Below are 14,041 nucleotides of genomic sequence, written 5' to 3' on the forward strand. Positions count from 1 at the left end.
GCCGCACATGCTGACAAAGAAGAAAGCGGCCGCGTCCGGTGGCCGTTCGCTGGCGAAGATGGTTTCCGGCCTGACCGGTAACACCGTCGACCGTCGTTCGTTCCTCCGCACCTCGGGCATCGCCGCCGGTGGCGCCGCCATCGCCGCCACCATGCCCTTCGGCATGGTGAAGAAGGCCGAGGCGGTGACCGCCACCCCCGCCGCGGGCGCGCCGGTCAAGCTGGTCAAGAACGTCTGCACCCACTGTTCGGTCGGCTGCACGGTCACCGCCGAGGTGCAGAACGGCGTGTGGATCGGCCAGGAGCCGAGCTTCGACAGCCCGATCAACCTGGGCGCCCATTGCGCCAAGGGTGCGGCGGTGCGCGAGCACGCCCACGGCGACCGCCGCCTGCGCTACCCGATGAAGATGGTGGACGGCAAGTGGACCCGGATCTCCTGGGACCAGGCCATCCAGGAGGTCGGCGACAAGCTGCTGGCAATCCGCGAGAAGTCCGGCCCGGATTCGGTCTTCTGGCTCGGCTCGGCCAAGCACAGCAACGAGCAGGCCTATCTGATCCGCAAGTTCGCCGCCTTCTGGGGCACGAACAACGTCGACCATCAGGCCCGCATCTGCCATTCCACCACCGTCGCCGGCGTGGCGAACGTGTGGGGCTATGGCGCCATGACGAACTCGTACAACGACATCCAGAAGTCGCGCGCGATGTTCTTCATCGGCTCCAACGCCGCGGAGGCCCACCCGGTCTCCATGCTCCACATCCTGAAGGGCAAGGAGCAGAACAACGCCCCGCTGATCGTCGCCGATCCGCGCTTCACCCGCACCGCGGCCAAGGCCGACGAGTACATCCGCTTCCGTCCCGGCACCGACGTCGGCCTGATCTGGGGCATCCTCTGGCACATCTTCGAGAATGGCTGGGAGGACAAGGAGTACATCGCCAAGCGCGTCTACGGCATGGACGAGATCCGCGCCGAGGTCGCCAAGTGGACTCCCGAAGAGGTCGAGAAGGTCACCGGCGTTCCGGGCTCGCAGCTGAAGCGCGTCGCCCGCACGCTGGCCTCCAACCGTCCGGGCACGCTCGTCTGGTGCATGGGCGGCACGCAGCACCACATCGGCAACAACAACACCCGCGCCTACTGCGTGCTCCAGCTCGCCCTGGGCAACGTCGGCGTGACGGGCGGCGGCACCAACATCTTCCGCGGCCACGACAACGTGCAGGGCGCCACCGACTTCGGCGTCACCTCGGACTCGCTGCCCGGCTACTACGGTCTGGCGGAGGGCGCGTGGCGCCACTGGGCGCGCGTCTGGGACGTCTCCTATGACGAGATCCTGGCCCGCTTCAAGGACAAGAAGCTGATGGAGGCCACCGGCATCCCGGTGTCCCGCTGGTTCGACGGCGTCCTGGAAGCCAAGGAGAACATGGACCAGCCCGAGAGCATCAAGGGCATGGTCTTCTGGGGTCACGCGCCGAACAGCCAGGTCCGCCTTCCGGACATGAAGAAGGCGATGGAGAAGCTGGAGCTGCTCGTCGTCGTCGATCCGTTCCCGACGATGACCGCCGTCCTGTCCGACCGCAAGGACAACTTCTACCTGCTGCCCGCCGCCACCCAGTTCGAGACCGTCGGGTCGCGCACCGCGTCCAACCGCTCCGTCCAGTGGTGCGACAAGATCATGGAGCCCCTCTTCGAAGCGAAGACGGACCATGAGATCATGTACCTGTTCGCCAAGAAGTTCGGCTTCGCCGAGCCGATGTTCAAGAACATCAAGCTCCACGGCAACGAGCCGGACATCGAGGACACGACGCGGGAGTGGAACCGCGGCATGTGGTCGGTCGGCTACACCGGCCAGTCGCCGGAGCGGCTGAAGCTGCACATGCAGCATCAGGCGACCTTCGACAAGACCACGTTGCGCGCCAACGGCGGCCCGTGCGACGGCGACTATTACGGACTGCCGTGGCCCTGCTGGGGCACGCCGGAGATGAAGCATCCGGGCACCGCCAACCTCTACGACACCTCCCTGCCGGTCGCCGAGGGCGGCGGCGCCTTCCGCGCGCGCTTCGGCGTGGAGCGCAACGGCGTAACGCTGCTCGCCGAGGGCTCCTACCCGGTCGGGTCGGAGATCAAGGACGGCTACCCGGAAGTCACCTACGCCATGCTGGACAAGCTGGGCTGGACCGGGGACCTGACCGAGGCCGAGATGGCCGTCATCAAGAAGATCGGGGGCGAGAAGATCGGCGCCGTGTCCTGGACCACCGACCTGTCGGGCGGCATCCAGCGCGTGGCGATCAAGCACGGCCTGAACCCGCCGGGCAACGCCAAGGCCCGCTGCGTCGCCTGGAACTTCCCGGACCCGGTGCCGGTGCACCGCGAGCCGCTCTACACGCCGCGCCGCGATCTGGTCGCCAGCTACCCGACCTACAAGGACACCAAGTCCTGGCGCCTGCCGACGCTCTACAAGTCGATCCAGGACCGCGACGTGTCGAAGGAGTACCCGATCATCCTCACCTCCGGCCGTCTGGTCGAGTATGAGGGCGGCGGCGACGAGACCCGGTCGAACCCCTGGCTGGCCGAGCTGCAGCAGGACATGTTCGTCGAGATCAACCCGTTCGATGCCAACAACGCCGGCATCAAGGACGGCCAGATGGTCTGGGTCGAAGGCGCGGAGCAGGGCAAGGTGAAGGTCAAGGCCATGCTGACCGAGCGTGTCGGCCGCGGCGTCGCCTTCATGCCCTTCCACTTCGGCGGCCACTTCCAGGGCCAGGATCTGCGCGCCAAGTACCCGCAGGGCGCCGACCCGATCGTGCTGGGCGAGGCGGCGAACACCGCCACGACCTACGGCTACGACTCGGTCACGCAGATGCAGGAAACCAAGACCACCCTCTGCCGGATCTCGGCGGCCTGAGACGCTAGGAGTTCATCACCATGGCCCGCATGAAATTCCTCTGCGACGCGGACCGCTGCATCGAATGCAACGCCTGCGTCACCGCCTGCAAGAACGAGCACGAGGTGCCCTGGGGCATCAACCGCCGCCGCGTCGTCACCATCAACGACGGCAAGCCGAGTGAGCGGTCGATCTCGGTCGCCTGCATGCATTGCTCCGACGCGCCCTGCAAGGCCGTCTGCCCGGTCGACTGCTTCTACCAGACCGAGCAGGGCGTGGTCCTGCACAACAAGGACCTGTGCATCGGCTGCGGCTACTGCTTCTACGCCTGCCCGTTCGGCGCCCCGCAGTACCCGCAGGCCGGCAACTTCGGCACGCGCGGCAAGATGGACAAGTGCACCTTCTGCGCCGGCGGCCCGGAGGCCGACAACACGGACGCGGAGTACAAGAAGTACGGCCGCAACCGTCTGGCCGAAGGCAAGCTGCCGCTCTGTGCCGAGATGTGCTCGACCAAGGCCCTTCTGGCCGGCGACGGCGACAAGGTGTCGGACATCTACCGCGAGCGCGTGGTCGCCCGCGGCTTCGGGTCCGGCGCCTGGGGCTGGGGCACCGCCTATCAGATGAAGGCGGGGTCTTGACCGTGATCCGCCGCACCGTCTGTGCGATGGCGCTCCTTCTCGTCACCCCGCTTCTGGCGGGGTGCAACGAGGAGGAGCAGGCGCGCCCGATCCATCTGGAGAAGGGCGCCTACCGCGGCGCCGCGGACAGTCCTTTGTCCGCGGATCAGGTCCAGGCGCTCCAGCAGCGCTCGGCCGGCCAGCGTTTCTGAGGGGGCGTTTCCGATGGACGCTGTTCTCAAGGGAAGGGCTGACGCAATGACGTCAAATCATTCCAAGGCCGGGCTGGCCAAGGGCTGGCTCCAGTCGCCGTTCCAGATCGTGCTTCTGGGCGTCATGATGCTGGCGCTGACCCTGGTCATGGCCAACGTCTCCTCCGCTTCGGCGGCGGAGGCATTCCCGCCAATCGCCAGCCAGCCGGCCGACGGCACCTCCAAGACCGACCTGTGGCGCGGGATCCGCTCTGGCGAGCAGGGCTACGTCTCCATCCCCAACAAGAGCGCCGGCGTGCTGGTGCAGTCGGAAGGGGAGCTGTGGCGCTCGGTCCGCAACGGCCCGCTGTCCACCTATGGTGGCTGGGTGCTGGGCGGCATGATCGGGCTGCTCGTCCTGTTCTTCCTGGTGCGCGGGCGCATCCGGATCGACGGCAAGAAGACCGGCCGGACCATCCAGCGCTTCAACGCCTTCGAGCGGGGCGTGCACTGGCTGACCGCCGGCAGCTTCGTCATCCTGGCCTTCACCGGGTTGAACGTGCTGTACGGGCGCTACACCGTCCTGCCGCTGCTGGGTCCGGAGGTGTTCGCCACGATGACCCAGTACGGCAAGTTCGCCCACAACTACCTGGGCTTCGCCTTCATGCTGGGCATCGTCCTCATCTTCGTGATGTGGGTGAAGCACAACATCCCGGAGCGCAACGACATCACCTGGGCGCTGAAGGCCGGCGGGCTGTTCAGCAAGGGCGTGCATCCGGCGGCGAAGAAGTTCAACGCCGGCCAGAAGGTGATCTTCTGGGCGACGGTGCTGGGCGGTGCGGCGCTGGGCTTCACGGGCGTGCAGCTGCTGTGGCCCTTCTCCTTCGCCTCGCTGGCCGACCTGCAGCTTTACCAGCTGATCCACGCGGCGGTGGCGGTGGTGCTGACCGCGGTCATCATCGCACACATCTACATCGGCTCGGTCGGCATGGAAGGCGCCTTCGACGCGATGGGCTCCGGCGACGTCGAACTCCAGTGGGCGCGCGAGCACCATTCGCTGTGGGTTCAGGAGGTCACCGGCGAGACCCCCGGCCGTCACGGGGGCCATCACCAGGGCCGCCACCGCGCGCCCGCCGAGTGAGGATCCCATCCATGCGTTCCTTCCTGATCGGCCTGCTGCTGGCCGGGGCGCTCGCCGCTCCGGCCGCCGCACAAACCTCCGTCCCGGCCTCTCCGGCGGCCAAGTCGGCGGACGAGGTGAAACGGATCGTCGAGCAGACCTACAACGTGCAGGTCCTGCGCGTGACCGAGGCGGCGCTGGAGGACGGCACCGCCGTCTACAAGGTCGCCGCCATGATGCCGGGGACCGCCGGCAACGCCGCCTTCATGGTCAACACCCTGACCGTCGATGCGGCGACCGGTCTCGCGCTTCCGCCCTTCCGCCACCACGCGGCTGGCTACAGCCTGCCCCAGGGCGGCAGCTACGAGCCGAACCGGACCTCCAACAACCCCGCGGTCGCCCGCGGGCACACTTGGCGCTGAAGACAACCGGCGCTAATACCTGTTACCCCCTGACCGGTGGCTGCAAGGCTGCCGGTCTTTTCCTTTTCAGGAGGCGGTTCGGGCATGGGCAGAGGGTGTCATCCGGGGAACCCGCCGAGCCACACCCGCCGCCGGCTTCTCGCGCTGGCCGCGACCGCGCCTGTCCTGACCGCACCCCTGTTGTCCCGTGCCGCGGACCTGATCGGCCATGGCGCCATGGTCAACGCCGTCGCCATGTCGCCCGACGGCACCCGCGCCCTGACGGGAAGCTGGGACTATTCGGCCATCCTCTGGGACCTCGCCTCCGGCTCCCAAATTGCCTCCTTTCACGAGCACGCCGCCGGCGTCACCGCCGTGGCCTTCCTGCCGGACGGCAAGCAGGCCCTGACCGGCAGCCGCGACGCCGCCATCATCCTCTGGGACCTGGAAAATGGACGGTCGCTGCGCCGTTTCGAAGGCCACACCGGCACCGTGGCGGGTTTGGCGGTGGCGCCGGACGGCCGCCGCTTCGCCTCCGCGGGCTGGGACTTTGCCATCCGCGTCTGGGACCCGGAGAGCGACGCCGCGCTGCGGGTGCTGGAGGGGCATGGCGCCAACGTAAACGCCGTGGCTTACACCCCGGACGGCGGGCGGCTGGTCTCCGCCGGCTACGACTTCCAGATCCGCGTCTGGGACGCCGCGACCGGTCGGGAGAAGGCGGTGCTGGAAGGGCATGAGGGCAGCGTCTACGGTTTGGCCCTGTCCCCCGACGGGCGACTGGCCGCCACGGCGTCCAGCGACGAGACGGTGCGGCTGTGGGACCTGGAGGCCGGAACGCTGCTGCGCACGCTCTATGGGCACACCGGCTTCGTCACCTCCGTCGCCGTCTCTCCCGATGGCAGGACCCTGCTGTCCGGCGGGGGCGGCGACCGGCGCGTCCGGCTGTGGGACATCGCCACCGGGCGGCAACTCGCCTCCTTCCGTGGCCATGAGAAGCCGGTCCTGGCGGTCGCCTTCACCCCGGACGGGCAGGGCGCCCTGTCCGCCGGCTACGACGCGGTGGTCCGCCATTGGGACCTGATGAGCAAGGCGGACGCCGACCGTCCCTGACCCCGACCGTCCTTGACAGGATGGGCACGCCCATGGCCCGTTCGCCTACCGTCCGTTCCACAAGCGAGACCGCCGCCCATGAGCAGCCTGTCCCACCCGGTGCCGCGCCGCGCCATCATCGACACCTGCCTCGCCATGAACGGGGCTGGCATCAACCAGGGCTCGTCGGGCAACCTGTCGGTGCGGGTGGAGGGCGGCTTCCTGATCACGCCGAGCAGCCTGCCTTATGACGAGACGGCGCCCGAGGACATTGTCGAGATGGGCTTCGACGGGACCTATGTGGGCCGGCGGCGGCCTTCGTCGGAGTGGCGCTTCCATCGCGACATCCTGAAGGCGCGGCCCGACGTGGATGTGGTGCTGCACGCCCATTCGACCTTCGCGACGGCGCTGGCCGTCCATGGCCGGGGCATTCCCAGCTTCCATTACATGGTGGCTCTGGCCGGCGGCGATTCGATCCGCTGCGCGCCCTACGCCACCTTCGGGACGCAGGAGCTGTCCGACCACGCCGTGACGGCGCTGGAGGGGCGGCTGGCCTGCCTGCTGGCCAACCACGGCATGATTGTGCTCGGCAAGACGCTGAAAGGCGCGCTGGCGCTGGCGGTGGAGGTGGAGACGCTGGCCCGCCAGTATCTCCACGCCCATCTGCTGGGCGAGCCGGTCATCCTGCCGCCCGAGGAGATCGCGCGCGTCGCCGAGAAGATGCGCCGCATGAAGTACGGCCTGCCGCCCGTCGAGGGGGCCGCGCCGGAGGATACCGCCCGCCCGCGCGAGGCCTGACGGCCAACGGCTCCCGACGTCAGGAGGCCAGCTGGGCGACGGGGCGCAGGGGGGCGACGGTGACCAGAGGGCGCTTGGCCGCACCGGCGGTGCCGACCTGGAGCGGGCGTTCCTCCGCCGGGGGCTGGTAGTAGGCGGGCAGGGCCACCGTGACGCGGGTGCCATGCCCGGGCTCGCTCGCCACCTCGATGTCGCCGCCGAGCATGGCGGCGTAATGGCCGACCAGGGTCAGGCCGAGTCCGGCACCGCGCCGCTTGACGCCGCTGCCGCCCTGGACGAAGGGCTGGAACAGCCGGGCGGTCTGGCTGGTGGCGAAGCCGCTGCCGCTGTCGGTCACGGTGAAGCGCAGCCAGGGCTCGCCATCACGCTCGACCCGCTCGGCGGCCATCCGGACGGCGCCGCCCTGGGTGAACTTGCAAGCGTTGTCCAGCAGGTTCAGAAGCGCCTGCCGGACCTTGCCGAAATCCGAATACATCTGGCCGAGCGCTGCGGCCTCCGCCTGGAGCGTCACCTCGTTGCCGTTGAGGTCGGCGGCCGGCAGCGTCCGCTCCCGCGCTTCGATCAGCAGACGGTGCACGTCGAAATCCTGAAGCACGACGTCCATGTTGCCGGCCTCGATCCGGGCGTAGTCGAGGATGGCGTCGACCAGCGTCAGCATCTGCTCGCTGGTCCATTGGATCTGCTCGATGTCGGTCGCCAGTTCCCCGGCACCCAGGCGGTGCAGCTCGCCCATCAGCGACTGGCTGGAGGCGACGATCTCGTTGAGCGGGGCGTGAAGCTCCTGCCCGATGTTGACCAGGAAATGGGTCTTCGCCTCGTTGGCGGCGTCGGCGCGCTCCTTCTCGCGCAGGATCTGGCCGTGCCGGTCGGCGGCCTCCTGGCGCTGGCGCTCGATCTCCGCCGTGTTGTCGCGCAGGACGCGGACGGCGCGGGCCATGGCGGCCACCTCGTCCGCCCCCTCGTCCGGCGGCAGGGCGATGTCGGTCCGCCCGGCGGCGAGCGAGGTCACCGCGGCGGCCATGCCGGCGACCGGACGGGCGACCCGGCGGTTGACGAACCAGACCATCGCCAGCCCCGCCAGCGTCACCCCCAGCGCCGCCCACAGGGCGATGCGCACCGTGCGCCAGGACTGGTCGGCCAGACTGCCGCGCAGCGCCGCCGCCACGGCGTCGTTGCGCTGGCGGATTTCCGCCGCCTGGGCGGCGACGACGGCGGCGTTGGGCGTCAGCCGCTCGGCGCGCAGCCCGTCCTCGTCGACCAGGGAGGCCTCGATGCCGTTGAGCACCCCGTCGATGCCGGCCAGCGCCGCCTCCACCTCGTCGATGGTCTGGCGGGTGCCGGGGACCCAGAGATAGCGGTTCATCTCCGCCAGCTTGGCGCGGGCGTTGCCCAGTTCGGCGCGCATGCGCAGCGAGTCGCGGTCGTCGCGACGCGCCACGTAACGGCCGAGATGGTCCTGCATCATCAGGATGGCGACGGTCGCGTCGCCGGCCAGCGCCGCCGAATCGACGCCACCCGCGTCCTTCAACCGGCCCAGCCCGGCGCGGATCTGGGAGATCTGGGGTTCCAACACCGACTCGGTCAGCCGAGCGCGCTCGCCGCGCAGGGCGACCAGCGCCTCGAAGCCGCTCCAGTAGGCGTCCAGCGCCTTGCGCGCGCTCTCCACCGAGCGGCGGTCGGCGTCGTCCTGCACCATTCCGGCCAGGGCGGTCAGCCGCTCAAGCAGGCCGTCGCGGCGCAACCCGGCGTCGAGCAGGCTCTGCTGGTCGCCCTCGGCTAGATGGTCGCGGACCGAGACCTCCAGGTCGCGCAGCCCGATGTCCAGGTCGGCGGCGGTCTGGGAGGCGTCGGCGTAGCCGGAGAAGGTACCGACCTCGCGGCTGACCCCGTAGAGCGAGGCCACGCCGATCAGCGCCAGCAGAAGGACCAGGGCGAGAATCACGCCGAAGCCCAGCCCGACGCGCGCGGCGAGCGTCAGCTCGTCCAGGCGGCGCAGAAGACCGAGCCCCGGAAGGGAGCGCGCGGGGCGGGCCGGGGCACCGAGGGGGAGGGCGTCGCCGGACCGGGGCAGGGTTCCGTTCCGCTTCACGCCACGTCCCGTACGCGCTGTCGTTCGTAAGCCACGAGATCCGGCCGAAGGTTGCGGGCGGGAAAAGCCCGACGTTGTCAGAAACCCCTCCGTGTGCACGGACGGGTGGCGCGGATTGTAGCTTGGCGAGGCAACGGCGCAAACAGACAAGTGCGTAAGGTTCAGCCCCCTTTAAACATCCCCTCTTTGAACATCTCTGGCTTTGTCTCAGATCGTGCCATGGAAGGCGTAGGCTTGCATGCCGATGCTGCCATGCTCGAACCCGGTGTGAAGCCGCTCCGTCCGCACCGCGCTTCCGGCGGCGCCGAAGGCCATGGGCAGGGGCAGGAAATGCTCGTCGGTGGGGTGCGCCGCCGTGGCCTGCGGGCAAAGCGTCTTCCAGCCGGCCAGGGACGCCTCGTCGCCCGCCGTCAGCACCCCGTCAAGCCAGCCGGCGAAGTCCTCCGCCCAGCCGGCCACGTCGCGCTCGCCGAAGCGGAAATCGCCGAGATTGTGGACGGCGCCGCCGCTGCCCAGGATCAGCACGCCCTCTTTCCGCAGGGGCGCCAGGGCGCGGCCCAGCGCGATGTGGTCGGCGGCGGTGGCGCCGGGCTGGACGGACAGTTGGGCGACCGGGATGTCGGCCTCCGGATACATCAGCATCAGCGGCACCCAGGCGCCGTGGTCGAGTCCCTGGCCGGGGTCCACCGCGGCGCCGGTCAGCGCCCGTACGCGGTCGGCGAGTGCCGGAGCGCCGGGGGCCGTGTAGCGCATCGCGTAGAGGGCGCGGGGAAAGCCGTAGAAGTCGTGGATGGTGTCCGGCCGGGCCGCCCCGCTGATCGCCGGGGTCTGGGTCGTCCAGTGGGCCGACACCGCGATCACCGCGCTCGGGCGGCCCAGCCGCGTGCCCAGACCGGCCAGGAAATGGCGGCCCGGCGAATCCTCGATGATGAGGGTGGGGGCGCCGTGCGAGACGAAGACGCTGGGGAAGGCGGAAGAGGGCAGGGCGGTGGCCGGCTGGGTCGTGGTCATGGAATGGGCTCCGGGTTGCCGGACCATTCGACCAAAGAAAAACCCCGGCGCCTAGGCCGGGGTTTTTCGAAAGACCGTTGCCGGTGGAGCAACGATCTCAGTGCAGGTGCTTCGGCAGCTCGGCGATCGACTGGTCGATCAACTTGTCCGCCTGGGCCGGCTGGATGCCGGTTTCCAGGATGCGACGGCTGGCGTCCATGGCGATGTCGACGGTCAGGTTACGGACCTCGGCCAGCGCCCCGGCTTCCGCCTGGGCGATGCGGTCCATGGCCTGGGCCTCGCGGCGCTTCAGCGAGGCCTCGAGATCGGCGCCGGCCTGCGAGCGGAGGCGGTCGGCCTCCTCGCGGGCGTGGGCGATGATGGCCTCGGCCTCCTTCAGCGCGTCGCGCTGACGGCGCTGGTAGTTGGCGAGCAGCGCCTGGGCGTCTTCACGCAGGCGCTGGGCCTCGTCCAGTTCCGCCCGGATCTTCTCGGCGCGGGCGTCGAGAAGGCCGGTGATCGCGCCGGACGCCTTCTTCCACACCAGGGCGGCGAAGATGATGAAGGCGATGGCGACCCACATTTCAGGCGTGTTCATGACCGGCGCTCCTCGATCACGGCGGCGACCGCCGCATCGGCCTGGGCCGCGTCGACGTTCAGCCCGGCCAGACGGCCGGCGACGTCACGGGCGATGTCGGCGGAGATGGAGCGGACGTTGGCGATCGCCTGCTCCTTGGCCGCGGCGATGTTCGCCTCGGCGCTGCGCAGACGCTCGGCGTTCTCGGCGTTCAACTGGGCCTGACGGGCGTGGTTGTTCGCGTCGATCTCGGCGGCGACCTGGGCGATCAGGGCCTGGGCTTCGGAACGGGCCCCGGCGAGGGACTGATCGACCTGGGCCATGGCGGCCTCGGCCTCTTCCTTGAGCGAAGCGGCCTTGCTCAGGTCGCGCGAAATGCGCTCCTGGCGCTCCTCCAGAACCTCGGCCACGCGCGGCAGCGCTTTCTTGGACAGGAGGTAGTAGAGGGTGATGAAGGTCAGCGCCAGCCAGAAGATCTGGGTGGGGAAGGTGGCGGGATTGAGCTGCGGCAGGCCGCCGGCGGCATGCTCGCCGCCATGGGCGGCTTCCGGCGCGTGCTCCGCCGTCGCCGCCAGGACGTTACCGGCAAGCACGGTCAGAGTGGCGAGCGAGGCGCCCGCAGCACCCGACCAGCGGACCAGCCGTCGCTTGGCCAACAGGTTCGGCATGGATCGGTCCCCCTAGGCAAGAATGCGGCGCCGAAACTTCGAGAGCCCGGCGCCGCGTCAGAGCGAAATTGAAAGTTCGCTCTGGCCTTAGGCGAACAGGATCAGGAAGGCGATCAGCAGGGCGAACAGCGCGACGGCTTCCGTCAGCGCGAAGCCCAGAATGCCGATCGGGAAGACCTTCGGCTGGACGGCCGGGTTGCGGGCGATCGAACCGATCAGGGTCGAGAAGATGTTGCCGATACCCAGGCCGACGCCGGCGAGGGCGATAACGGCCAGACCGGCACCGACGTACTTGGCGGCTTCAGCTTCCATGGTACTCATTCCTCTAGGTAAGGGTGAACTGTGGTGGAAAAGGTAACGAGGTGATCCGGGTCGGCGCTGGGGCTCAGTGCAGTTCCAGCGCGTCGCGGATGTACAGGCAGGTCAGGATCGAGAAGACGTAGGCTTGCAGGAACGCGACCAGGAACTCGAAGCCGGTCAGCGCGATGTTGATGGCCAGCGGGACGAGGCCGGCGAGGAAGCCGACGGCGCCCAGGCCGCTGATCATCATAACCGTGAAGCCCGCGAACACCTTCAGCATGGTGTGACCGGCCATCATGTTGGCGAACAGTCGGATCGACAGGCTGACGGGACGCATCAGGTAGGAGATCACCTCGATCGGGATGAGGATCGGGGCGAGCGCCACCGGCGCGCCGTGCGGCATGAAGAAGCTGAAGAAATGCAGGCCGTGCTTCATCAGGGCCAGGACGGTCACGAACACGAACACCGTCGCCGCCAGCGTGAAGGTCACGATGATGTGGCTGGTGAAGGTGAAGGTGAACGGGATCATGCCGACGAGGTTGCCGAACAGCACGAACATGAAGATCGCGAAGACGAACGGGAAGTACGGGCGGGCATCGTGCCCGGCGTTGTCCCGAACCATGTTCGCGACGAATTCGTAGAAGATCTCGGCCAGGGACTGCAGGCGGCCCGGAACCAGGGCGCGGCCAGACATGCCGAAGACGAGCAGCGCGTAAATCAGCGCGACCGCCACGACCATGAAGAAGGCCGAGTTCGTGAAGGACACGTCATACCCGGCGATCACGATCTGGAGGATCGGGTTGATCTGGAACTGGTGCAGCGGATCCAAGGTCGTCCTCGCTCAGTGTGCGTCGCCGTTGGGGCGCTCGTTGTCATCCTCACGGGCCCGGCGGTAGCCGGGGGCTAATCCGAGCCCGGTGATGGCCCGGTAGACATTCAGAATTCCGGCCGCCGCGCCGAGGAAGAACATGACGATCAATCCCCAGGGCGCCGTTCCGAGCCAGCGGTCGAGCAGAAGCCCGCCACCGACGCCAACGATCATGGCAGCGACCAGCTCAGTCCCGATTCGAAAGGCGATGCCGAGAGGACTCTGCGGCAGCCGGTGATATTTCCCCGGACCGCTCTGCGATTCCTTCCCTTCACGCGCCTTCTTCAGTCGGGCGTCAAGCTCTGCCAGAGACGGCGGGGGCTTTTCGTCGCTCATGTCGCTTCGTTGTCCCCGTTGTCTCGCAGCCACGCGAAAGCGGCGAGACCATACGGACAGGGCACAACCCTGTCAAGTCGCAAAACCCTTAATACAAGTGCTTGAAAACCCAACAAAACCGCGCCGAAACCTTGGTATTACCGGGTCAAAGGGCGCGGCTCCGCTCATGTTTTCCGTCAGCCGGCAATGCGGGTGCCCAGATCCTGGGCCACGCGGTCGGCGGTGGTGCCCGCCGGATACACTCCGAGGAAGCGCCCGTCGGGACCCATCAGGTAAAGAAAACTGGAGTGATCCATCAAATAATCCTCCGGTTTTCCGCCCTCCTGCGGCGCCTTGGCGTAATAGACCCGGTAGGCCTTGGCCGCCGCCTTGACCTGCTCCGGCGTGCCGGTCAGCCCGACCAGATTGGGGTGGAACAGCCCGACATAGTCCTTCAGATGCGCCACCGTGTCGCGCTCCGGGTCGACCGAGATGAACATCGGTTGCACCTTGTCCGCCTGCACGCCCAGCAGATCCATGGCGCGGGCCATCGTGCCCAGCTCCGTCGGGCAGACGTCGGGGCAATAGGTGTAGCCGAAGTAGATCAGCAGGTACTTGCCGCGATAGTCGGCGTCGGTGACCGTCTTCCCGTCCTGGTCGGTCAGGGTGAAGGGGCCGCCGATGGGCACGCTGCTCTGCACCGTGCTGGAGGCGTTGTCGACCTGCCACCAGGCGATGCCGGCGGCGATCACGAGCCCCACGACGGAGGCGGCGGCGATGCGGATGAGTCGGGCTTTCATGACCGACTGGAATGGGGCGGCGCACGGTCCAGGTCAAGAGGACAATCTGCCCAAGGCGGGAGCTTCGCGCGCTCACCAGAGGCGCCGCGCGGCCCAGCGTAGCGCCAGCGCCGCCGGCGCGATGGTCAGGACGATCAGGGCGAGCGCGGTGCCGCTCACCGTGCCGGTCGCGGCGTAGACCGCGACGGTGGCGATGCCGCCCGGCAGCAGGGCGAGGAGCATCCAGGTCAGGCGGGGCTTCCAGACAACGAAGCTGATGAGAGCCCAGGCCAGCAGCGCGGCGGTCAGCTTTGGAAGGGCGCCGATGAACAGGTCGCTCAGAAACTCCGCCATGCCGGACGCT

Annotated in this window: 16 protein-coding genes; 7 read left to right on the forward strand and 9 right to left on the reverse strand. The window is 68.5% G+C overall.

All coding sequences use genetic code 11. The annotated features are described in order from the left end of the window. Positions 1 to 7: 7 nt before the first annotated feature. The 7 genes from ACWPXE_RS18735 (at position 8) to ACWPXE_RS18765 (ending at position 7,091) form a co-directional block, all read left to right on the forward strand. Positions 8 to 2,896, forward strand: a complete 2,889-nt coding sequence (locus ACWPXE_RS18735; RefSeq protein ID WP_454018986.1) for a formate dehydrogenase subunit alpha — start codon at positions 8 to 10, stop codon at positions 2,894 to 2,896. Positions 2,897 to 2,916: 20 nt separating this feature from the next. Beyond that, positions 2,917 to 3,513, forward strand: coding sequence for a formate dehydrogenase FDH3 subunit beta (fdh3B, locus tag ACWPXE_RS18740; protein ID WP_454018987.1), 597 nt, complete (start codon positions 2,917 to 2,919; stop codon positions 3,511 to 3,513). Continuing rightward, the gene (locus ACWPXE_RS18745) at positions 3,510 to 3,704 is read left to right on the forward strand and encodes a hypothetical protein (RefSeq protein WP_454018988.1); all 195 of its coding nucleotides are present in this window, start codon (positions 3,510 to 3,512) and stop codon (positions 3,702 to 3,704) included. Before fdh3B ends, ACWPXE_RS18745 begins: the two co-directional genes overlap by 4 nt. Positions 3,705 to 3,750: 46 nt before the next feature. Continuing rightward, positions 3,751 to 4,824 carry a formate dehydrogenase subunit gamma gene (locus ACWPXE_RS18750; RefSeq protein WP_454018989.1) on the forward strand — a complete coding sequence of 358 codons (1,074 nt, stop codon included), beginning with the start codon at positions 3,751 to 3,753 and terminating at the stop codon, positions 4,822 to 4,824. A gap of 11 nt (positions 4,825 to 4,835) precedes the next feature. Beyond that, positions 4,836 to 5,225, forward strand: coding sequence for a hypothetical protein (locus ACWPXE_RS18755; RefSeq protein ID WP_454018990.1), 390 nt, complete (start codon positions 4,836 to 4,838; stop codon positions 5,223 to 5,225). Positions 5,226 to 5,309: 84 nt separating this feature from the next. Beyond that, the gene (locus tag ACWPXE_RS18760; protein ID WP_454018991.1) at positions 5,310 to 6,314 is read left to right on the forward strand and encodes a WD40 repeat domain-containing protein; all 1,005 of its coding nucleotides are present in this window, start codon (positions 5,310 to 5,312) and stop codon (positions 6,312 to 6,314) included. 78 nt (positions 6,315 to 6,392) lie between these two features. Next, positions 6,393 to 7,091, forward strand: a complete 699-nt coding sequence (locus tag ACWPXE_RS18765; protein ID WP_454018992.1) for a class II aldolase/adducin family protein — start codon at positions 6,393 to 6,395, stop codon at positions 7,089 to 7,091. Positions 7,092 to 7,110: 19 nt separating this feature from the next. Here ACWPXE_RS18765 and ACWPXE_RS18770 read toward each other — a convergent pair whose 3' ends face one another. From ACWPXE_RS18770 to ACWPXE_RS18810, 9 genes are all read right to left on the reverse strand, one after another. Continuing rightward, the gene (locus ACWPXE_RS18770; RefSeq protein ID WP_454018993.1) at positions 7,111 to 9,180 is read right to left on the reverse strand and encodes an ATP-binding protein; all 2,070 of its coding nucleotides are present in this window, start codon (positions 9,178 to 9,180) and stop codon (positions 7,111 to 7,113) included. A 207-nt stretch (positions 9,181 to 9,387) separates the two neighbouring features. Beyond that, positions 9,388 to 10,191, reverse strand: a complete 804-nt coding sequence (locus ACWPXE_RS18775) for a DODA-type extradiol aromatic ring-opening family dioxygenase (protein ID WP_454018994.1) — start codon at positions 10,189 to 10,191, stop codon at positions 9,388 to 9,390. 97 nt (positions 10,192 to 10,288) lie between these two features. Next, a complete protein-coding gene (locus tag ACWPXE_RS18780) occupies positions 10,289 to 10,768 on the reverse strand; it encodes a F0F1 ATP synthase subunit B family protein (protein ID WP_172428638.1) in 480 nt (159 codons plus the stop codon). Next, positions 10,765 to 11,415, reverse strand: coding sequence for a F0F1 ATP synthase subunit B family protein (locus ACWPXE_RS18785; RefSeq protein WP_051140136.1), 651 nt, complete (start codon positions 11,413 to 11,415; stop codon positions 10,765 to 10,767). The genes ACWPXE_RS18780 and ACWPXE_RS18785 overlap by 4 nt, the downstream gene beginning before the upstream one ends. Before the next feature lie 87 nt (positions 11,416 to 11,502). Further along, positions 11,503 to 11,727, reverse strand: coding sequence for an ATP synthase subunit C family protein (locus tag ACWPXE_RS18790; protein WP_014239727.1), 225 nt, complete (start codon positions 11,725 to 11,727; stop codon positions 11,503 to 11,505). Between the two features lie 73 nt (positions 11,728 to 11,800). Continuing rightward, positions 11,801 to 12,544 (reverse strand): F0F1 ATP synthase subunit A, encoded by a 744-nt coding sequence (locus tag ACWPXE_RS18795; protein WP_094305931.1) that lies wholly within the window; start codon positions 12,542 to 12,544, stop codon positions 11,801 to 11,803. Between the two features lie 12 nt (positions 12,545 to 12,556). Beyond that, positions 12,557 to 12,919 (reverse strand): AtpZ/AtpI family protein, encoded by a 363-nt coding sequence (locus ACWPXE_RS18800; RefSeq protein ID WP_014239729.1) that lies wholly within the window; start codon positions 12,917 to 12,919, stop codon positions 12,557 to 12,559. A 176-nt stretch (positions 12,920 to 13,095) separates the two neighbouring features. Continuing rightward, the gene (locus tag ACWPXE_RS18805; protein WP_119507426.1) at positions 13,096 to 13,698 is read right to left on the reverse strand and encodes an SCO family protein; all 603 of its coding nucleotides are present in this window, start codon (positions 13,696 to 13,698) and stop codon (positions 13,096 to 13,098) included. Between the two features lie 72 nt (positions 13,699 to 13,770). Further along, entirely contained in the window at positions 13,771 to 14,031 is a 261-nt protein-coding gene (locus ACWPXE_RS18810) for a hypothetical protein (protein ID WP_454018995.1), read from the reverse strand. Positions 14,032 to 14,041 lie beyond the last annotated feature (10 nt).

The sequence above is a fragment of the Azospirillum sp. Marseille-Q6669 genome, from assembly GCF_965111635.1.